General features: G+C 60.8%; 17 protein-coding genes and 3 pseudogenes. 3 read left to right on the forward strand and 17 right to left on the reverse strand.

Annotated features, from left to right (window positions below; all coding sequences use genetic code 11):
• Positions 1-228: 228 nt before the first annotated feature.
• Positions 229-822, reverse strand: coding sequence for a recombinase family protein (locus ACX82Z_RS22860; protein ID WP_459912213.1), 594 nt, complete (start codon positions 820-822; stop codon positions 229-231).
• Between the two features lie 154 nt (positions 823-976).
• On the opposite strand from ACX82Z_RS22860, the pseudogene ACX82Z_RS22865 reads away from it, so the two are divergent.
• Positions 977-2,311 (forward strand): annotated as a pseudogene (locus ACX82Z_RS22865) (DUF4158 domain-containing protein); the annotation flags it as partial.
• 42 nt (positions 2,312-2,353) lie between these two features.
• Here the strand turns inward: ACX82Z_RS22865 and ACX82Z_RS22870 are convergent.
• Both ACX82Z_RS22870 and ACX82Z_RS22875 read right to left on the reverse strand, forming a co-directional pair.
• Positions 2,354-5,356, reverse strand: a complete 3,003-nt coding sequence (locus ACX82Z_RS22870) for a Tn3 family transposase (RefSeq protein ID WP_109614749.1) — start codon at positions 5,354-5,356, stop codon at positions 2,354-2,356.
• Positions 5,357-5,364: 8 nt separating this feature from the next.
• On the reverse strand, positions 5,365-5,973 hold the full coding sequence (locus ACX82Z_RS22875; RefSeq protein WP_056103234.1) for a recombinase family protein: 609 nt from the start codon (positions 5,971-5,973) through the stop codon (positions 5,365-5,367).
• Between the two features lie 150 nt (positions 5,974-6,123).
• Between ACX82Z_RS22875 and ACX82Z_RS22880 the strand changes: the two genes are divergently transcribed.
• Complete coding sequence (locus tag ACX82Z_RS22880; RefSeq protein WP_109614750.1) at positions 6,124-6,516, forward strand: hypothetical protein; 393 nt, start codon at positions 6,124-6,126, stop codon at positions 6,514-6,516.
• A 99-nt stretch (positions 6,517-6,615) separates the two neighbouring features.
• Here the strand turns inward: ACX82Z_RS22880 and ACX82Z_RS22885 are convergent.
• The 14 genes and pseudogenes from ACX82Z_RS22885 to trbB form a co-directional block, all read right to left on the reverse strand.
• Positions 6,616-7,023 (reverse strand): annotated as a pseudogene (locus tag ACX82Z_RS22885) (helix-turn-helix domain-containing protein); the annotation flags it as partial.
• A gap of 8 nt (positions 7,024-7,031) precedes the next feature.
• Complete coding sequence (locus ACX82Z_RS22890) at positions 7,032-7,292, reverse strand: hypothetical protein (protein ID WP_109614752.1); 261 nt, start codon at positions 7,290-7,292, stop codon at positions 7,032-7,034.
• Entirely contained in the window at positions 7,292-7,906 is a 615-nt protein-coding gene (locus tag ACX82Z_RS22895) for a hypothetical protein (RefSeq protein WP_109614753.1), read from the reverse strand. Before ACX82Z_RS22895 ends, ACX82Z_RS22890 begins: the two co-directional genes overlap by 1 nt.
• Entirely contained in the window at positions 7,903-9,231 is a 1,329-nt protein-coding gene (gene trbI, locus ACX82Z_RS22900) for an IncP-type conjugal transfer protein TrbI (protein WP_109614754.1), read from the reverse strand. Before trbI ends, ACX82Z_RS22895 begins: the two co-directional genes overlap by 4 nt.
• A gap of 12 nt (positions 9,232-9,243) precedes the next feature.
• A complete protein-coding gene (gene trbH / locus ACX82Z_RS22905; RefSeq protein WP_109614755.1) occupies positions 9,244-9,702 on the reverse strand; it encodes a conjugal transfer protein TrbH in 459 nt (152 codons plus the stop codon).
• Between the two features lie 2 nt (positions 9,703-9,704).
• Positions 9,705-10,528 (reverse strand): annotated as a pseudogene (gene trbG, locus ACX82Z_RS22910) (P-type conjugative transfer protein TrbG).
• Between the two features lie 23 nt (positions 10,529-10,551).
• On the reverse strand, positions 10,552-11,214 hold the full coding sequence (gene trbF, locus ACX82Z_RS22915; protein ID WP_109614757.1) for a conjugal transfer protein TrbF: 663 nt from the start codon (positions 11,212-11,214) through the stop codon (positions 10,552-10,554).
• A gap of 40 nt (positions 11,215-11,254) precedes the next feature.
• On the reverse strand, positions 11,255-12,379 hold the full coding sequence (gene trbL, locus ACX82Z_RS22920; protein ID WP_109614758.1) for a P-type conjugative transfer protein TrbL: 1,125 nt from the start codon (positions 12,377-12,379) through the stop codon (positions 11,255-11,257).
• 19 nt (positions 12,380-12,398) lie between these two features.
• Entirely contained in the window at positions 12,399-12,650 is a 252-nt protein-coding gene (locus ACX82Z_RS22925) for a DUF2749 domain-containing protein (protein WP_109614759.1), read from the reverse strand.
• Between the two features lie 4 nt (positions 12,651-12,654).
• A complete protein-coding gene (gene trbJ / locus ACX82Z_RS22930) occupies positions 12,655-13,446 on the reverse strand; it encodes a P-type conjugative transfer protein TrbJ (RefSeq protein WP_109614760.1) in 792 nt (263 codons plus the stop codon).
• Positions 13,421-15,859 carry a conjugal transfer protein TrbE gene (locus tag ACX82Z_RS22935; protein ID WP_109614761.1) on the reverse strand — a complete coding sequence of 813 codons (2,439 nt, stop codon included), beginning with the start codon at positions 15,857-15,859 and terminating at the stop codon, positions 13,421-13,423. Before ACX82Z_RS22935 ends, trbJ begins: the two co-directional genes overlap by 26 nt.
• 3 nt (positions 15,860-15,862) lie before the next feature.
• Positions 15,863-16,162: a conjugal transfer protein TrbD gene (locus ACX82Z_RS22940; protein ID WP_109614762.1), complete on the reverse strand. Its 300-nt coding sequence runs from the start codon at positions 16,160-16,162 to the stop codon at positions 15,863-15,865.
• Positions 16,155-16,523, reverse strand: coding sequence for a TrbC/VirB2 family protein (locus ACX82Z_RS22945; protein WP_109614763.1), 369 nt, complete (start codon positions 16,521-16,523; stop codon positions 16,155-16,157). Before ACX82Z_RS22945 ends, ACX82Z_RS22940 begins: the two co-directional genes overlap by 8 nt.
• Positions 16,513-17,505: a P-type conjugative transfer ATPase TrbB gene (trbB, locus tag ACX82Z_RS22950; protein ID WP_280523580.1), complete on the reverse strand. Its 993-nt coding sequence runs from the start codon at positions 17,503-17,505 to the stop codon at positions 16,513-16,515. Before trbB ends, ACX82Z_RS22945 begins: the two co-directional genes overlap by 11 nt.
• A gap of 238 nt (positions 17,506-17,743) precedes the next feature.
• On the opposite strand from trbB, the gene ACX82Z_RS22955 reads away from it, so the two are divergent.
• Complete coding sequence (locus tag ACX82Z_RS22955; RefSeq protein ID WP_057352988.1) at positions 17,744-18,940, forward strand: IS256 family transposase; 1,197 nt, start codon at positions 17,744-17,746, stop codon at positions 18,938-18,940.
• The last annotated feature ends 37 nt before the right edge of the window (positions 18,941-18,977 follow it).

Consider the following 18,977-nt stretch of genomic DNA (forward strand, 5'->3'; position numbering starts at 1 on the left):
TATGCGGCGCCGCGAGCCAGGCGTCGTTTGTGTCATAAGAGCGGCGCGCAGAGATCGGTTCTCGCCGACCGTCTCTTAACGCGACGGCGAGCCTCGCTCGTGCCAAAGCCGTTTTGCTGGCGGTCACCCGCGATGGGCGCCTCCACCAGCTTGATTCCAAAGGAGCCAGACGATCAACAACGCCACGACCAACCTGGGGTCAGAACAAGAACTGTTCGAAATCATACGCTAAGGTCGAACGGACCGTGAACCGTCGTCTCTGACGCGCATGATGGTCTGCCGGCTGGTTTCGAACTTTCTGGCGAGCGCGGAAACGCTCATGCCATTGGCCAGCCCTTCAAGAACGTCTTGCTTCCGCATTTCGTTGAGCCGCGCCGGTCGACCAAGAATCCTTCCTTCCGATTTTGCCCGTTTGAGGCCGGACTGCGTGCGTTCGATAAGCAGGTCACGTTCGAACTGCGCGACGGCGTTGATGACGTTCATAGTCATTTTGCCAGCGGAGCTTGCGAGATCGACACCGCCCAGAGCGAGGCAGTGAACCCGGACACCCAATTCCTCCAGTTTCCCTACTGTGGTGCTCACATCGATGGCGTCCCGCCCAAGACGGTCGAGCTTTGTCACGATGAGCACGTCGCCGGCTTCGAGCTTGTCCATGAGCCGGATGAAGCCTCGGCGCTGCGCAATGGCGACACTGCCGGAGACTGTTTCGGTGACGATGCGGCGTGGCTCGATGTGGAAACCGGCTGCCTCGATTTCCTGAATCTGGTTTTCAGTCGTTTGGCCGGTCGTGGAGACACGGACGTAGGCAAAGGTGCGTGGCATGGGCTCGATTCGTCCGAATAGGCTGTCCGGAATGTCGAGCATGTCCATAACTATGTCAAGGTAATTTGTGGACAGTGCGGTTTCACCCTGTACGGAACCGGTCGTTTTCGGACATGCCAAGGGGTCATCGGCAAGATGTTGTGTGGAGTAAAGAATGGCCCGACGGAAGCTTCTCAAAATCCAGGATCGACAGGAGCTGTTCGGCGTGCCGATCGATGAAGACAGCCTGATCCGTCACTACACTCTGTCTCCAGCCGATCGGCTGGAGATCGCAGTCCGAAGACGCAAACATAACCAGCTCGGCTTTGCTGCCCAGCTTTGCATGATGCGATATCCGGGCAGGACGCTCATGGCGAACGAAATACCGCCGCGGGGAATGCTCAACTATATCGCCGAGCAATTGGATGCCGATCCAGAAAATTTCAGTTCTTATGCGAGGCGAGAACCGACCCGGCTGGAACACGTATCGCACCTCCTCGCCTATCTTGGGATGAGAACTGCAGCAGCTCCGGACCGGCGGGCCGCCTTGATGTCGGCGATCGAAACGGCAGCGACGACAGACAAAGGGTCTTCTATTGCCAAGGCAATCATCACCACCATGCGGGACCGCAATGTGGTGCTTCCTGCGCCAGACACTGTAGAGCGGATCGGGCTAGCGGCGCGCGCTATAGCGCGACGGCGTGCGGAAACGGCGTTGATCTCCGGCTTTTCCCCTGAGCAACTTCAGAGTCTTGACGATTTGCTGAAGGTCGATCCTGCAATCGCACAGACGCGGTTCCATTGGCTACGATCGGCTCCGGACGCACCCGGCGCCAGCAACCTGGTCGCGATGATGGAAAGGCTCTCCTTCATTCGCGCCATCGACATCGATCCCCGTCTGCAGGGCCGCATCCATTCCGGGCGCTGGGACCAGATGATCCGGGAGGGCGATGTTACGCCGGCCTGGCTTACCGCTGATTTCAACGCCAGCCGTCGGCGCGCGACGATCGTCGCCCAGGTTATCAAACTCGGCCAGAAGCTGACTGACGATGCGGTCACCATGTTCATCAAGCTGATCGGCAGGCTCTTTTCCCGGGCCAACAATCGCAAGAAGCAGCGCCATGCCGAAACGCGTAAAGAGACGGCCAAGGCGCTCCGGCTGTTTCTCGATACGATTTCCGCCCTTCAGGCCGCCAACGACAATGATGAGGATGCGATCGAGACGATCAACCGGCACGTCGGCTGGCATCGTCTTTTGCAGGCAAAGCCCGCTCTCGAGGCCATGGTGGAAAATGGAGATCCAGATCCATTGCTTGTGGCGGTGGAGCAATATGCGAGCGTCCGCAAATATGCGGCGCTGTTTCTACGGACCTTCGCTTTCCGCTCGGCTCGCCGGAACGATCCCCTGCTTGCGGCGATCGAGATCCTCAAATCCCTCTACGAAGATGGGCGGCGCAGCCTTCCAGATCGGGTTCCGGTTGCCCATCTCGGCGTGACGGCCCGCAAATTGGGCTCTGAGTAGCAACGGAACAGAAAACACACATAAGCTTGCCTACAGGTCGTCGATTCCTGCGGTTCGGGGATCGCGCAGCGGCCTGAGTTCGCCACGCGCGATGATTTCCGGCAGTGTGAAGGCGTAACGGCCGAGCATGTTGATGTGGCCGAAGCTCAACGGGGAAAGGTGGGCGACGTCCTCGGACTTCACCTCGTATCCTTCGGCGCGCAGCTGATTGAGAGCGGCGTCCATATAGATCGTGTTCCACAGGACGACGACGTTGACCACCAGGCCGAGCGAGCCGAGCTGGTCCTCCTGACCGTCGCGATAGCGCTGGCGCAGTTCGCCACGCTTGCCGTGGAAGATCACGCGCGCCAGCCTGTGGCGATTTTCGCCGCGGTTGAGCTGTATGAGGATGCGCCGGCGATAGCTCTCGTCATCGATGAACCGCAGCAGGTAGAGCGTCTTGATCAGGCGTCCCAGCTCCTGGAGCGCACGGGCCAGTTTCATCGGGCGATCGTTGGTCTGGAGGGTGCGGGTGAGCCCGGCGGCTCGCACGACGCCGAGTTTCAGCGACCCGGCGAGGCGCAGGAGGTCGTCCCAGTGGTCGGCGATGAGGCGCACGTTGATCCGGTTCGCCGCAAGCCCGTCGAGCAGGCCGTAATCAGCTTTCCTGTCCACCCGCCAGAACCGGGAGCCGCCGATGTCGGCGATGCGAGGACTGAACTGGTAGCCGAGGAGATGGAAGATTCCGAAGATCGTGTCGGTGTAGCCTGCGGTGTCGGTCATGATCTCGGTTGGAGAAAGCTCGGTTTCCTGCTCCAGGACGAGGGCCAGGAGATAAAGGCTGTCGCGCAACGTTCCGGGAATGGTGATCGCGTTGAGGCCGGTGTACTGGTCGGACGCCAGATTGTACCAGGTGACGCCGCGCTCGTGTCCGAAGTAGTGAGGATTGGGGCCGGAATGAATGGTGCGCACCGGCACGACAAAGCGCAAGCCGTCGGCCGAGGCAACTTCGCCGCCGCCCCAGGATCGGGCGAGTGGGACCGCGTTCTGCGCCGCCACCAGTGCTGCGTTGGCGGCGGTCAGCGTCTCGGCGCGCAGAAAGTTCTGTTTCACCCAGCTCAGCCGCGATCGGCGAAGCGCCGGGCTGTCCCGCCGGACAAGCGGCTCGAAGCCAGTATTGCAGGCTTCGGCCAGGAGAACCGCGCTGACGCTCGTCGCGATGTCCTCGGCGCGTGAACCACCTTCGCTCGCGTGGGTAAAATGCTCGGCAAATCCAGTCCGCGCCTGTATTTCGAGGATAAGTTCAGGCAGATCGACATGCGGGAGTCGGGTCTCGATTTCGGTGCGAAGCGCCACGAGGCTCGGCGGCTCCTCGATCTTGTCGAGCTGCGCGACCGACAGATCGACGCCGCCGGCCGTCGTCTCGAACGACAGCGCCGGGTTGGCGGGCGCGCGATCGGCGGTTTCCCGATAGGCGAGATCAAGGCGTGTCGAAAGCCGGGTCAGTTCCTCGTCGGCCGACGCCGAGACCCCGACCGTGCGACAAACGGCCGGGCGAGCCGCTTCCCAGGCCGCGCCGGACAGAAGACCCTTGCGTGGATCGGCGTAGCGCAGCGACCGGGACGCAAAGACATCCCGCCGGCGGATCGTGCGCCGGAGCTGATCAAGTACGCACAGCCGATAGCCGAACAGGTCAATCTTGCCGTCGGCCGCTTTCAACTGGCCAATCCACTCCTTCGGTGCGAAGGCGGCGGGTGCGGGTCCAGACCGTTTGACGCCATCTTGAAGGGCACGCACGTGTTCAACGGCATCCAGGAGCGACCTGCCCGCCGGAGCCGCGTCGAGGTCGAGCCCACGCAGCAGCGCCGGCGCGAAGCGAAACTGCCCCCGGTGTTTCCTGAGTTCGGCGAAATAGACGTCGTCGGGCGGCTCGGCGAGTGCACCCACCCGGTCATAGGCGGTTTTCAGGAGATCGCGCCCCACGGTCTCGAAGATGACGGCACGAACCTCGGCGTCCGGTGTCGCCTCGTCGAACAAAACGGCGGCGGCGTCGCGCAGCTTCAGCGCAGCGGCATCGAGGTCGCGAAGCGAGCGCAGACGCGCCTCCCTTGAGGCCGCCTGCGCATTGGAAAAGATCGTCGTGGTGACGACGTCGAACAGATCGATGACGTCGTCGCTGGCGCTGGCCTCGAGTGTGCGGATGAACGCCAGAAGCGTTGCGGTCCGCCGATCGTCCGGAAGTCGGGCGACCGCCTGTGCCTTGGCAGCGGACGCGAAGCGGGCGAGCGCATTGATGCGACCAGGCGGCAGCCTGTCGATTTCCGGCAACCCTTCCGTGATGACGCGGATTTCGTCGAGACGCGCCAGCGCCCGGCTGATCTCTGGGCCGCTCTGGATATAAGGACCGTCCCGAAGGCGATCGAGGGGGCTCTGGCGGACACCTTCCGGCACCACGACGAGAGCGTCGAGCCGCTCGCGCTGTTCGGGCGTCACCTTGTCGACGAGGCGGCGGAACAGACGGGCATTGGCGCGCGCGCGAACGCGGGAGACCGTCCGCTCGAGCACCGACAGTCCCGGCAGCAAAACCTTGTTGGCGAGCAGAAAGGAAACAGCTCTATCGAACAGCGCCGAGGGCCGGTCGGTGCCGGTCCAGCAAAGGGCGTAGAGAAAGCGGCTCAGCCGGAACGACACGCCGGGATCGGTGACGGAGCGATAGCCATAGCGTGCCCGGATGCGCGGGATATGTCGCCAGCGCGCCCGGTCGTTCGCATAGGCGAAAATCGCGCCCGGATCATTGAGGCCGAGTTGCTCTGCCGCGTACCCCACGGCGGACGCCGGAGCTGTCGCAAGGTCCTCGAGAAACACCCCGAGCAGGCGAACCGATCCGAGCTGGACGGCGACGCCCAGGCGGTTGCGATCGCCGCGATGCTCGGCGACAAACGCGCGATCGGCGTCATCGAGATAGAAGTACCTGACCAACTGATCGGAGGTCGGCTCGTCCGCGAAACGACCGTAGCGCCGGACCTGGTCCTCGGTGAGGAAGCTGACCGGCACGGGCTCTCCTATTTCGCGGCGACCGAACGCTTCTTGAGAAGATCAGCGGCACGCGGGCGCGGTTGGCCCTTGCTGTCGACATAGGCATAGAGCGTCGACAGCGAGACGCCGAGCTGGGTGGCGACATCACGGGCGCTGTTTTCCCGGTCCGCCATCATCGCCATCGCGGTCTTAAGCTTCGGACGGGTCATCATCCGCGGCCGTCCGCCGGCGCGACCCCGGGCTCGCGCGGCGGCCAGACCTGCCATCGTGCGCTCATGGATGAGATCGCGCTCGAACTCGGCGAGCGTGGCGAAAATGCCAAAGACAAGTCGCCCCGTCGCCGTGGTCGTGTCGACGTCACCGGTCAGCACCTTCAGCCCGATCCCCTGCTTCTGAAGCTCGCCGACAAGCCCGACGACATGCGGCAGGGATCGTCCGATCCGGTCGAGTTTCCAGATGACAAGCGTGTCGCCCTCGCGAGCGGTGTCGAGTGCCTGGGCAAGGCCGGGCCGCTCGGTGGCGCGGCCCGAACAGACATCCTCGTAGATCTTCCGACAGCCAGCCTTTTCGAGCGCATCGCGTTGAAGGTCGAGGCTCTGCTCGGCCGTCGACACCCGCATATATCCGATCAGCATGGTGATGTTCGCCCCCTTCGTCTATCAACGTAGCGGGGGCCAGGTTTTCTGGCTATAGGTTTATCCAAGGCTTTATATGAAATCGGCAGATCGTCGCGCCAGATTCGCCGGCGTGTTGTTCCGAGGTGCAGAAAACCGGGGTTTGTTGCGATGCCCGACACAGACCACCGCCCGAATGTTCCGGACCTGCCGCCGGAAGACAAGATGGGCTTTGCCGTGCCGAAGACGCCGGCCCACTCGCTCATGCTCCTGAACCGCTACATGCGGACCGACATGCTGCAGCACATCCATGTGCGTCTTCACAAGATGAGGGATGAAAACGAGCCCGGTTCCCCTTTGCATCATATGGCGAAAAGCCTCGAACAGGTCATCGGCACCTGGGACGGCATCAACCTGGTCGAATGCTTTACCCGCAACCACCTCCATATCGATCCGGATTACGAATTCCGGCCGGAGCAGGATTACCTCCACGACATCAGGCTGATGAAGCATCACCTCAAATGCCACAGGTCAACGATCAAGGAGCTGGATCGCTGGCGCTAACGCCGTGCCGGAATGTCGGAAAGCCCACCTCGGCCGCTTAAGTGAGTTTTCTGTTCCGTTGCTACTCAATGCCCTTTCTTCCTCTTGAGAATGTTCCGCTTGAGCCGCGAGGCTTTTGACCAGGCCAGCAAAGCGCCGACGAATGGTCTTATTTTCAATGCGAGCGAAGGCCCGGTTCAACGCTAAGCCCTCAGCGCTGGACAGAAACTCCGCCATCTCGTTGTCAACGGGCGGAGTACGAGCAACGCCCTCGCGGTCGTGCATGTCCTCGAAGAAGTACGAGGGGGCGACGTCGAGAACGGCCGCGATTTCTGTGAGGCGACTTGCGCTTACCCTATTGGTCCCTTTCTCGTATTTTTGCACCTGCTGGAACGTGAGGCCGATCGCCCCGGCTAAAGCCACCTGTGTCATGTCGCGCCAGACGCGCCGCATACGGATTCGGCGTCCAACATGAATATCGATCGCGTCGGGTTCTTTTTTCTTAGGCACACCACGGGTCACGCAAATCTCCTTGCTTATGCTCGCGAGGGCTGAACCTCTTTTGTTGTTGGACCATCGATGAAACGGAGCCCGTTATCTGTGAGGTTCAACCCCCAACTCGTTCCCTGTGCAATAACGGGATGGTTGATTTCGGCCAGCTCATTGTCGAGCAAGACGCAAACTCGGCGCCACGTAATTCCGGCCTCTTCGCCTTGCACGATCAGCTCTAAATCGTGAAGGGCATCCAATCTCCGTTGTCCGGAGAGAGGTTGCTTATTGTTCGGCAGGATGCTCATCAGCTTCCGCCCGGATCGAGCTTCAGATATACGCGATCCTCCCAGGATTTCCGATGCCAGCTATAGGTTTGCCCGGCCTCCTCGTCGGCGTTCTGTTCCAGAACCGTGCCCTTGACGGTGACGGTGACGGTTCCAGTCGCCGGCAAGCCGATCGAGTTGAGGTCAGCCAAAGCCTGTTTCGGCACCACCGGCGTCGAGATCACGACCGAGCCATCCTCCTGACGTTCAACCGTCAAGAAATTGTTGCCGGACCGTGACTTGGTGGCGGGGAAACCGATCGCCGGATTCGATTCAGTAAGTTCGCCTTCTAGGCTCATTGCCAGATCAAACCGGCCTCCCCCTACATAGACGAAGCGCTCCATTCCCGGCATCGTCGCTGCCAAGGCCTCTTGGCCCTTCATCTTCTCATCGGCGTCGGGCGGAATCTCCTGCCTATCCTGCAGGGCCTTCACATAACGAGGGTCGGCCAGACGCCCATCCAGTTCAACGGAGTAGGAATAGCCCGAAAGGTCAATCGTGGCGTTGAACTCCTCCGGCGCGAGGCAGCCGCTCAAAAGAGCGGCCGTGCCGAGTATGATAGGAAGCCGGATTCCGGCACGCCCAAGTGCGATCATCGCTCGCCTCCCGTCCTGTATGCCCCCGGAAACACGATGTCCTGATCGACTAGGATGTTGAAGTTGTAGCCAGGCCGGATTTCCAAAGTCGGCTGGACATTCAGATTGCGGTCGATGGTCTTGTCAGCCACGCGGCCGAACGATTCCGCGAAGTTGCGGCGGGCCGCATCTTCTGGCCGTTCTTGCGAGACACCGAAGGCATTGGTGCTGCTTTCCGGCAAGGCCATGTCGATGCCGGTCCCGATTGCCGCGACCAGAATGGCGGAACCGAAGGTGCGCCAGAAATGATTGTTCACCTTGTCGCGGAAGCCGCCATAGCCCTGTGTATCAACGCCTGCCATGCCGCCGATCTGCAGCGTGGAGCCGTTCGGGAAGATGATATCGGTCCAGATGACGAGCGCACGTTGCTGACCGAAAGAGACTTCGGAATCATAACGGCCAAAGAGCTTCGTCCCTTGGGGGATCAGAAGACGGTGGCCGGTGGCGCTGTCATAGACATTCTGGCGAACCTGGGCGGTGATGCGCCCGGGAAGGTCGGAGTTGATGCCGGTAATGAGCGTTGCGGGGATCATCGAGCCGCGTTTGAGCTCATAGGGCGACATTTGCGGGACGACCTGATTTGGCAGATAGCCAAGATCGGCCACGTCCTGATTAAAAAACGCCTGCTTTCCAGCCTGATTGTTCTGGTCGCCTGCACCGGCTTGACCACCAAGCCCGGCGCGCATTGCGGCCGCATAGAGGTCGGACATGCCGCCCGTACCGGCAAGCGTTGTCCCCTGCCCTTGCCCCTGTTGCTGACCAGACTGTTGGGCCGCGTCGAGATTGGTGATGTCGATCGCCATAGGGCTGTTGCGAGCATTGCTCTGAGCCTGAATTGCCGCAAGCTGCTGGCGATGGCGCTCGCGCAGCAACGCTTCTTCCTGCTCGCGCAGGAGACGTTCGCGCCAATCGGCTTCCGGCTCTAATGTCGTCTGCTGGACCGTCTCTTGCCGTGTCGTCGGCTGGAACGGGTTCACGGCCGGTCGATCCTCTTCGACGGCGGTTTCCGTTGACGGCTGAATAATGACCGGATCAGGCCGAGGCTCGCCGATCACGCCGTCGCCAATGCCGCGCTTGATTTCATCGGCAAAATCGCTCGCAGGTTGCCCCTGGGTTTGGTCCGGCTGTTCCCCGCCCCTCATCAGGCCGCGTTGCGACAGGCCCCAAATGATAACGCCAAAAAAGAGGACCGCGAGCCCGATGAAGATGAAGATCGGCAGTCTGTTGAGACGCCGGATCTTCGGGCGGTCTTCATCAGGACCGGCATTCAAATCAATCGAACTCATAGCCAGGTCCTCTTAGCTTTCGGCGCGGCGCATGACCGACACGGGGCTTGCCGGAACGGCAATGCCCGTCGAGGTCGAATAGGTACGGGCCAATTCAACGGTCGGCGTGGAAAGACGCACGAGGACCTGTCCATCAGCCGTGTCGACGGTGTAGGCAAGCGGGATCGCGCCCGCGCCGGTTGCCGCCGGATCAACGGCATAGCCCCAGCCTCGCAGTTGCTTGTCGAGCGATGCCGCAAAAGCGGAATCGTCGCTTTTGAGAGCGATCGTTCCGGTCCCCGGTCCGACATTCTCGGCAAGTTTTGCAACCATGTCGCCGGCGACGGCATCTGCCGCGATGCTATCGAGCTGGGCCGCATCCATGCTGGCAACAGGGGAGAAATAGCCCCCTGTCGTGGTGCAGGCCGCGAGCGAGGTCGATATGATGCCGATGGCAAGCGCGCGTGAGATCTTCATGGAGAAGTCAGACATGACTATCCCCTCCTGTTGATTGTGATTTTCTGCTGACGGCTCCCGACGCCGGAAACGAGGATGGCCCGATCGATCAGATAGTCGACGACCATCATATTGTTGTTGAGCCGGTAATTGACGATCTGGTTTTGCCCGCCCGAAACGACATAGAGGACCGGCGCATCGCCGCTCCCCAGGTGGCCAGGGAACTGGATATAGGTCTTCGTTCCGTCCGTGTAGACGCGCGTCGGCTTCCACCTGGCGCTGCCTGACATGGAGAAATTGAAGTTGAGGTTTTCGGCCGGAACGCCGGCGCCGGGGATCACGCTGTCGGAGATCCGCTGGTTCACGACCTCGAGCTGCTTGCGAATGTCTTCCGGGTAGTTGAAAGCCACGCGCGCCATGTAGCGTGAGCCGTGGGATTGCAGATTGATGTGGTAGGTCCGGCGCGATGTGGTGACGACCATGGACGTCTTGAGCCCGGCTTCGGCCGGCTTGACGATCAGGCTGATGCGCTGGCCTTCCGGCGAACCGGAAGATGCCGGTTCGACCTGCCAGCGCACGGTATCGCCCACCAGAACGTCGCGCACGGCTTCTCCGGCCTGCAACTGGATTTCGCACAGTTGCAGGGGGAGCAAACGACCGTCGGCTGCGTCTCCCCATAGAGATAGATCACCTGCCCGTCCGGGCCTTTCGTCATGACCGCGCCGGCATTCTGCCATTGCCCGGATATGCCGATGCCCTTGTTGGCGTTGAAGTCGGCCGACTGTCCCATGCTCGGGGCAACCGTGCTGAAAACCAAGGCTGTAGCGCACACGCTCGCGCGCAATTTCATCATATTGAACATCACTCTCTCCGCGAGCGTTTTGGCTAAAGTTGGGCCGTCCAGTCGAAGTCCTGGAGGTAAAGGCCGATGGGGTTCAGGCGAATGATAGCCTCGTCTTGAGGTGGCGATAGTGTAACGGTCGCCACTCCGCGCCAGCGTCGCGTGCGCAGCTCTTTGCCGGCGCGATCCCGCTCGATTTCGGACCAATCGACCTGATAGCTCTTGTTCGAGAGCGCCACGACATTGCTGACCTCAACCGAAACGGTGACAGTCCGCGCCCGGTCGAAGGGCGAATTGTTGCGGAACCAGTTGTTGACCTTCTCTGTTGATGGGTCGGATTTCCGCAGCATCGCGTATGTGCGATCGATGTAACCCTTCTGGACAATGGTATCGGGCGTGATCGAACGGAAGTTCGAGATCCACGTGCCGAGCATGGCGCGCACGACGCGCTCGTCGGCATATTCGATCTGCGCTGGGAAGCCGCCCGAAACGGAATTGCCGAGCTGGTCGACCTCGACGATGTAGGGCACCAGTTTGACCTGGCTCGACTGATACAGCCCATAGCCGAAACCGATCACGGCCATGGTCATGGCGAGGATGCCGATCGTGCGCCAAGCGTTGGCAGAGCGGGTCGCGCTGCCATACCGCTCATTCCACTCGTATCGCGCCGCGAGATACGGATTTTCGGGATTTTTCAGCTTCGCCATGACCTAATTCCTGACGTTGGAGAGACGCGGGCCATGCCGCTCATTTCTGATTGCTTTTGACTTTGGGATTGCTCAGCCCCATCGACGGGCCGCCGCTTCCGCGCGAGCCATGAAGGCCAACCGCCTTGTTCAAGGCGTCGTTGGCCATGTTGCGGGCACTGGTCGAGACCCCTGCCCGAGCGCCTGCCATGGCCGAACCAAGAGCGCTTGCGCCCCCGGCCTTTGCAGCACCAGCGGCGGCAACCCCGGCGCCGACGCCAGTTGCCGCAGCGGCGGCAAAAGTGGCGACTTGAGCGCCGCCACGAATGGCTTCCATGCCGTTGCTGGTGGAGACACCCTGGACGACGCCCTGAATAATGTTCGGGACATGAAGTGCGATCATGAAGACGACGACCGAAAGGCCGGCGATGATCAAAGATGCAAGCCACTCCTCACCAGCAGTCGCATCATCGGCCAATCCGATCAAGATTTCCGAGCCGATGCGCGCAATCATGACCAGCGCCATGAGCTTCATGCCGACGCTGAAGGCGTAGACCAGATATTTAATCGCAAATTCCTTGGTGAAACTGGAACCGCCAAGGCCGAGCATGATCATACCGGCGAGCAGGCCGACATACATTTCCACCAGCACGGCGACGAAGATTGCCGCGACAAGGGAAAAGCAGATGACCACGATTGCGACGGCGATAACCGCCGCGATCGCCATGGCATTGTCTTCGAACAGACCGAACTTGATCTGCTCGGAGAGCTTCGAGGCCACGCGGATACCGGCGTTGAACACGTCCGCAGGAGACGCCGACCCGCCATCGGCGCCGAGCTGGAAGAGACTGTCTACGATCGATTTTGCGAAGTCCGGCCCTTGCTGAAGGACGAACAGAAAGAAGCCGATGAAGAGGATCCGGCGCACCAGCTCTGCAAACCACGTATCGAGCGAAGGCGAGGCTATTGCGAGCCAGACGGCGGCAATGCCAAATTCGATACCCGCCAAGATCCAGAACAGCGAAGTGGCCGCGTTCATGACGGTGGATTCCCACCCTTGAGTGGCAGACCGCACCTGGTTTTCCAGATTGGTGAGGACACTGCCTTCCTGTGCGATGGCTGGCTCAACCAAAGCGAGGGCGGCAATGGCGAAGGTCGCCATTCTCAAAATCGATGCGGCGCGCATGCTGAAAACCTCTGCTGGTTCAGAAACGAGGTGCCATTTTCTGGCCGCCCGAGGTTGGATAGTCGTCCGGATTGGACTTGAAGAAGTCGCCGGCTTTTTCCTGCGCAGCCTGGCGCGCAGCGGCTTCCTCTTCGGCAAGCTCAACTTGGCGAGCAAGCAACGCCTTCACCTCCGGATCGGTGTTCGGAATGACGACATAGGACAAAGCCCCGCCCGCGACAGCGGACAGGAGGGCAATCACGATGACGATGGGGAGCTTAACAACAGTCATGCGCTTACCACCTCGGCTGCATTTCTTGACCGCCGGAGGTGGACGGCGATGTGCTATTAAAGAACTGCTCCCGCTTGTTCTGCGCGAGATCCTTGGCGGCCTGTTCGGACTGGTACCAAGCGCCCATCATGGTCGATTGCTGTGCAACAAGGCCGCGAAGCTTCTGCATCTGTTCGACCTGTTGGCTGGCGATCGAATGCCCGACCTGTAGCGCCTGCATCTGGCCAACCGCCGACTGCGACTGCGATTGCAGCTCGCGCATGGTGCTCTGTTCGCTGTCGAACTGTTGAGCCGTTAGACCGGCTTGCGCCAATGTCCCGCCGATCGTGTCCCGGTTGGTCTGCGACCAGCTCTGATACTGGTCGGAGTAGTTTTCCCCGCCCTTCACACCGCTGGCAAATTCCTCGAAGCTCGGAAAACGCTGCTTTAGAACGTCGTCCAATCCGCCCATCGAAAAGGCGATGCCATCGCCCTGCTGGACGAGATTGCGAAGTTGATTGAGGTCCTGCTGCGCCTGCCCCCAAATGTTATCGGGCAGCTTTTCCAGATTCTGCAGCATCGTCCGGTACTGGTCGAGCTGGTTCTGAATCTGCGTCATCTGGTTGGTGATCTGTGTCACCTGATTGTTGATCTGGGTGACGCCCTGCCCCGATTGCTCCAGCAATTGGACATTGTTCAAAAGCTGCGTCCATTCGGTCGCGCCGCCAGTGGCCGCGCCGGCATGAGCCGAGCCGGAAATGCTAAGGGCGAGCAGGACCCCCGCGACGGTGCTACGAAGCAAAGAGTTTGTGAGCATTCTCGATTCCTCTCGTCTGAAGCCAGTGCCGCGGCCACTCATCGCCGTAGTGGGTGTGCAGCTCCTCGATGCGCTTGATGTCGTCCTTGCCGGCGGCGCCGACGAAGGACAGCGTGATTGGGCCGAGCGCCATGTCGAACAGGCGCCGGCCGTCCGGCGAAACAACGTAATATTCCCGCTTCGGGATGGCCGTGGCGACGATCTCGATTTGCCGGTCGTTGAAGCCGATCTTCTCGTAGAAGTCGCGCGTACCGGTTTCGCGCGCAGCGCCGTTCGGCAGGCAAATCTTGGTCGGGCAACTTTCCTTGAGGACGTCCATGATGCCGGACTTGTCCGCATCCGAGATCGACTGCGTTGCCAGGATGACCGCGCAATTGGCCTTACGGAGGACCTTCAGCCATTCGCGGATCTTGTCGCGGAATGCCGGATGGCCGAGCATCAGCCAGGCCTCATCCAGAATGATCAGGCTTGGAGCGCCGGTCAGGCGCTTTTCAATTCGGCGGAACAGGTAGAGCAGGATCGGAACAAGGTTGCGGTCCCCCATATTCATCAGCTCTTCGATTTCGAAGGTCTGGAAGTTCGAGAGCTTGAGGCCGTCCTGTTCCGCGTCGAGCAAATGCCCCATGGGACCGTCGACCGTGTAGTGGCGCAGCGCGTCCTTGATAGAGCGCATCTGCACGCCGGACACGAAATCTGAAAGCGAGCGCCGTTCTGATTTCGACATAAGATCGACCTGGTGCGAGATCGCGTTGCGATGGTCAGGCGTGACTTTTTCGCCCTGAAGCTCGATCAGGGTTTCGATCCACTCAGCGGCCCAAGCCTTGTCGCTATCGGATTCCAGATCCGACAAAGGGCAGAACGTCAGTTGTTCCCCTGCCCCAACATCGTAGTGATCGCCGTTAACCGCCAGCGTCAACGGATACATCGACTTGCCCTTGTCGAAGGCGAAAAGCTGCGCATCCCTGTAGCGCCGGAACTGCGCTGCGATCAGGGCCAGGAGCGTTGATTTACCCGAACCGGTCGGCCCGAAAATCAGCGTGTGGCCCAGGTCGCCAACATGAAGGTTCAGCCGGAACGGCGTCGAACCAGAGGCAACCTGCATCAACGGCGGCGAACCCTCCGGATAGAAGGGGCACGGGTTTACCGCTTCACCGGACCAGACCGAGTTGAGCGGCACCATGTCGGCCAGATTGCGGGTGTGGATCAGCGGCTCACGAATGTTGGCGTACCAGTTGCCCGGCATGCTTCCGAGAAATGCTTCGGTTGCATTCAGGGTCTCGATACGGGCCGCAAAACCTTCGGCCTGGATCAAGCGGCGAACCGCTTCCGCGCGTTCGCGCAGCTTGGCCTCGTCATTGCCGAACATGACGATGACCGGCGTGTAATAGCCATAGGCGACGAGCTGCGAATTGGCCGCTGCAATCGCGTCCTCGCTTTCCGACACCATCAAAAGCGCATCCTGATCAACAGAACCGCTATTGGTCTTGAAAAGCTGGTCGGTGAAGGGGCGAACCTTCTGCAGCCACTTCTTGCGGGTGCGCTCCAGTCGCTGGCTGGCCTCGATAGGATCGAGAAAGACGAAACGGCTGGACCACCGATAGGTGAGAGGCATGAGGTCGAGAACGTTCAGAATGCCCGGCCAGCTCTCGGCCGGAAAGCCGTCGATCGCCACGACCTGCATGTATCGGCCGTCCACCATGGGCGAGAGGCCGTGATGAAATTCGGCCGTCGCGAGATAGTCGAGATACATGGGCACGGCAGGCAGGCGAACCGGATGGTTCTCGCCTACGAGGCAGAAGCGCACGAACTGGAAAAGATCATCATATTTGGCGGTGCGGAAGCCGCCGCGCTCCTCTGCTTCGTGCGTCACCATGCGCCGGATCGAGACGACGTTGCCCATGTACTGCTCGAACTCGCGGATCTGCGCACGGAAATATTCAAGCGTGCGGTCGGCAAAGCTGGTCGAGCGGCTTTCGTCGTCAGAATAGATGTATTTCACCAAGCCGGACTTGCGCTTTTCCGGCTGGCGATAGGTCAGGATAATGGCGTGCTGGCTTTCGTAGTGGCCTTCGGCCGTTTCGAAGCGCTGGCGCCGCTCGTCATCTATCAACGAGCTGACCGGATCGGGGAAATAGGACTGATCCTTGGTCGGATATGAAGTGGTCGGAACGCGCACGGCTTCGACCTGAATCATCCAGCCCGAACCGAGCCGGGCGAGGATGGAGTTGATCTGGCGCGACACTTCGTTGCGCTCGAAATCGGTCGAGCTTTCGCTATCGGGACCGGCAAAATACCAGCCCGCCATCAGCGAGCCGTCCTTCAGCAGAATAATGCCGTTTTCGACCAGCCCCGCATAGGGCAGAAGGTCCGAGAACGACGCGCCGGTGTGGCGGAATTTGGAGAGAGCTACCATCGGTCAATATTTCCGCCATGGCGTGGAAGTCGGCCGGTAATACGAGCGGTATCTGATGTGGCGGAGGTAGACCTTGCGCATCAGCGGATCAGCTTTCGCCATCATGCGCAAAAGGCCGACGACCACGATCCAGATCGCGAAGCCGAGCGCCGCCGATACCATCGTGAGAACCACGAAAATGAGGATGACCGCTGCAAGCCCGGTGATCAGCACCAGTTCGCGGTCAGCCCCGAAAAGCAGGGTTGGCCGGGACAGGGCGCGGTGAATCCGCGCCCTCTCCAAACGGCTTTCCTGCTCAGCCATTAGCCGGTCCCCCAGGGACCGGCTTGAGGGCTTCCACTTGCTCCGGAACGCCGATCGACGCGCCGCCCGCGCCAAACAGGCCGACAATCTGCGTTGCGCCGAGCAGGATGCCGGCGACAAGGACCACGTACATCAGACGGCGGGCGAAATCGTTCAGCTCGCCACCGAAGATCAGCATGCCGCCAGCAATGGCGACGGCGGCAAGCGCGATGGCGCCGGCGACCGGCCCGGTTATGGATTCCTGGATCTGTTCAAGCGGACCTTCCCAGGGAAGCCCGCCGCCACCACCAGCAAGAGCCGGTTCGATCATCATCAGTGAAGCGGCAACGAGGCCGAGTAGCGTCAGCAATTTACGCGACATGGAGTTTTCCCTGTGTTTCAGACTTGTGGTTGCCGATAGGCGTGATGAGGTATTTTCCGTCGCGGAACCCCTCGACCTTGAGGATTTCCCGAACAACGCGCCCGCCTGGGGCGCGTTCGATGGAAACGATCAGATCGACCGCCTCCCCGATGACTTCGGGCATCGGTTGGGTGCTGACTTCCGCGACAAGCTGCTCGAGGCGAGTGAGAGCGGCATAGGCATTGTTCGAGTGAACCGTCGCAATGCCGCCCGGGTGGCCTGTATTCCATGCTTTCAAGAGCGTCAGGGCCGCGCCATCGCGCACCTCGCCCACGATGATACGGTCAGGCCGCAACCGCATCGTCGATTTCAGGAGACGGCCCATGTCCACCGTGTCCGTTGTATGCAGGATGACGTGATTTGACGCCGAGCATTGGATTTCGGCGGTATCCTCAAGGATCACCAGTCGATGCTCCGGGGCCACGTCGACCAGCTCGCGAATGATCGCGTTGGTGAGCGTCGTCTTGCCCGTACCCGTGCCGCCCGACACCACGATATTCCACCGATTTGCAATCGCTTCGCGAACGACGGCGATTTGCGCCGCGCTCATGATCCCGTCGGTCATGTACTGGTCGAGCGTGATCAGCATCGATGCGCGCTTGCGGATCGTGAACATCGGAGAGGGTGCGGCCGGGGGCAAAAGCCCCTCGAAACGATGGCCACCCAGGGGCAGTTCACCAGAGATAATCGGCCGGTCCTGGTCGACTTCGGTTTTGAGCGCGTGAGCCACGCGGCCAATCACCGCCTCGGCGTCATGGGCGCTCATTTCACCTGCCGGCTCCATGCCAGCACCAATCCGCTCTATAAAAAGAGTGCCGTCAGGATTGAGCATGACCTCGACAACCTTGGGGTCATCGAGGGCGGCAAGGATCGTCTTGCCGAGTGCGTCGCGAAGACTGTTTTCCAGCCTGCGGCGCGATTCCTTCGCTCCGTCCCTGCTCAAAAGAAGACCCTCTCGCCATCAAGTCCTATTGCAAACCAGTAATTCGGTTACTGAGTTAGCCAGTAGCATGTGTCAACCCGGCGAGATCGTGTCCCGCCGAGTGGTGTAGCTGGGTGATAGCGAAGCCGCTCGCGAGCGTACCCTCCAATGTGCCGTAGGGAGCGGACGGCGTAGCGGTGGTCACCAGTGTTTTCCGGTAGGGTCGTGTTGCTTATGACCAACCTGAGGGACACCACCGATGACCGACGACATGATGAACTTGCGCTCGCTCGTTGAGAAGAGCGCTGATGCCGATTTGCTCCGGGAGATGATCGGCTTTGCCGCCGAGAAGCTGATGGCGCTGGAGGTCGGCACGAAGACCGGCGCGGGCTATGGCGAGAAGAATAGCTTCCGACTTGCCCAGCGCAACGGCTACCGCGATCGGGACTGGGAGACGCGGGCGGGAACCGTCGAGCTGCGCATTCCGAAGCTTCGCACAGGCAGCTATTTTCCAAGCTTTCTTGAGCCGCGCCGCATGGCGGAGAAGGCTCTGACGGCGGTGATCCAGGAGGCCTATATCCAGGGTGTCTCGACCCGATCCGTTGATGATCTTGTAAAAGCCATGGGCATGTCGGGTATCTCCAAAAGCCAGGTATCCCGGCTCTGCGAGGAGATCGACGAGAAGGTGAAGGCCTTCCTCGACAGGCCCATCGAAGGGGAATGGCCCTACCTTTGGATCGATGCGACCTACCTCAAGGTCCGGCGCGGCGGGCGCATCGTCTCCGTCGCCGTCATCATCGCCGTCGGCGTCAACACCGACGGTCGACGCGAGGTGCTCGGTATGGAGATCGGCACATCCGAGGCCGAGGCGATCTGGACAGAGTTCCTGCGTAAGCTGACCAGGCGGGGTCTGCGTGGCGTCAAGCTCGTCGTCTCCGATGCCCATGAGGGCATCAAAGCCGCAGTATCGAAGGTGCTTTCCGCCACCTGGCAGCGCTGCAGGGTTCACTTCATGCGCAATGCGCTCGCCCATGCCGGAAAGAGCGGACGCCGTGTTGTCTCCGCCTTCATCGCCACGGCCTTTGCCCAGGACACGTCAGAGGCTGCAAGTACCCAATGGCGCAACGTCGCCGACCAGATCAGGCCGAAGGTGCCCAAACTCGCCAGTCTCATGGACAGTGCCGAGCAAGACGTGCTCGCCTACATGACCTTTCCCAAGCAGCATTGGGCCAAACTCCACTCGACAAACCCGATTGAGCGATTGAACGGTGAGATCAAGCGACGCACAGAGGTCGTCGGCATCTTCCCAAACGACGACGCCATCGTGCGCCTGGTCGGTGCGCTGCTGCTCGAACAGAACGACGAATGGGCCGTCCAGCGGTCCCGCTACATGACACTTGAGACAATCGCCACGATGAGCGATGATCCGCTCATCAGCCTGCCAGCCGCAAGCTGATCCATTCCCGGCTCTGTCCGGAAGCACGGCGACCGCC

Source organism: Aliihoeflea sp. PC F10.4 (assembly GCF_054612275.1).

Excerpts from the sequence above, each read along its gene's own strand:
- ACX82Z_RS22860 (WP_459912213.1), bottom strand. The coding sequence starts at position 822 with ATGCCACGCACCTTTGCCTACGTCCGTGTCTCCACGACCGGCCAAACG.
- ACX82Z_RS22875 (WP_056103234.1), bottom strand. The coding sequence starts at position 5,973 with ATGCTGATCGGATATATGCGGGTGTCGACGGCCGAGCAGAGCCTCGAC.
- ACX82Z_RS22880 (WP_109614750.1), top strand. The coding sequence starts at position 6,124 with ATGCCCGACACAGACCACCGCCCGAATGTTCCGGACCTGCCGCCGGAA.
- ACX82Z_RS22890 (WP_109614752.1), bottom strand. The coding sequence starts at position 7,292 with ATGAGCATCCTGCCGAACAATAAGCAACCTCTCTCCGGACAACGGAGA.
- ACX82Z_RS22895 (WP_109614753.1), bottom strand. The coding sequence starts at position 7,906 with ATGATCGCACTTGGGCGTGCCGGAATCCGGCTTCCTATCATACTCGGC.
- trbI (WP_109614754.1), bottom strand. The coding sequence starts at position 9,231 with ATGAGTTCGATTGATTTGAATGCCGGTCCTGATGAAGACCGCCCGAAG.
- trbH (WP_109614755.1), bottom strand. The coding sequence starts at position 9,702 with ATGTCTGACTTCTCCATGAAGATCTCACGCGCGCTTGCCATCGGCATC.
- trbF (WP_109614757.1), bottom strand. The coding sequence starts at position 11,214 with ATGGCGAAGCTGAAAAATCCCGAAAATCCGTATCTCGCGGCGCGATAC.
- trbL (WP_109614758.1), bottom strand. The coding sequence starts at position 12,379 with ATGCGCGCCGCATCGATTTTGAGAATGGCGACCTTCGCCATTGCCGCC.
- ACX82Z_RS22925 (WP_109614759.1), bottom strand. The coding sequence starts at position 12,650 with ATGACTGTTGTTAAGCTCCCCATCGTCATCGTGATTGCCCTCCTGTCC.
- trbJ (WP_109614760.1), bottom strand. The coding sequence starts at position 13,446 with ATGCTCACAAACTCTTTGCTTCGTAGCACCGTCGCGGGGGTCCTGCTC.
- ACX82Z_RS22935 (WP_109614761.1), bottom strand. The coding sequence starts at position 15,859 with ATGGTAGCTCTCTCCAAATTCCGCCACACCGGCGCGTCGTTCTCGGAC.
- ACX82Z_RS22940 (WP_109614762.1), bottom strand. The coding sequence starts at position 16,162 with ATGGCTGAGCAGGAAAGCCGTTTGGAGAGGGCGCGGATTCACCGCGCC.
- ACX82Z_RS22945 (WP_109614763.1), bottom strand. The coding sequence starts at position 16,523 with ATGTCGCGTAAATTGCTGACGCTACTCGGCCTCGTTGCCGCTTCACTG.
- ACX82Z_RS22955 (WP_057352988.1), top strand. The coding sequence starts at position 17,744 with ATGACCGACGACATGATGAACTTGCGCTCGCTCGTTGAGAAGAGCGCT.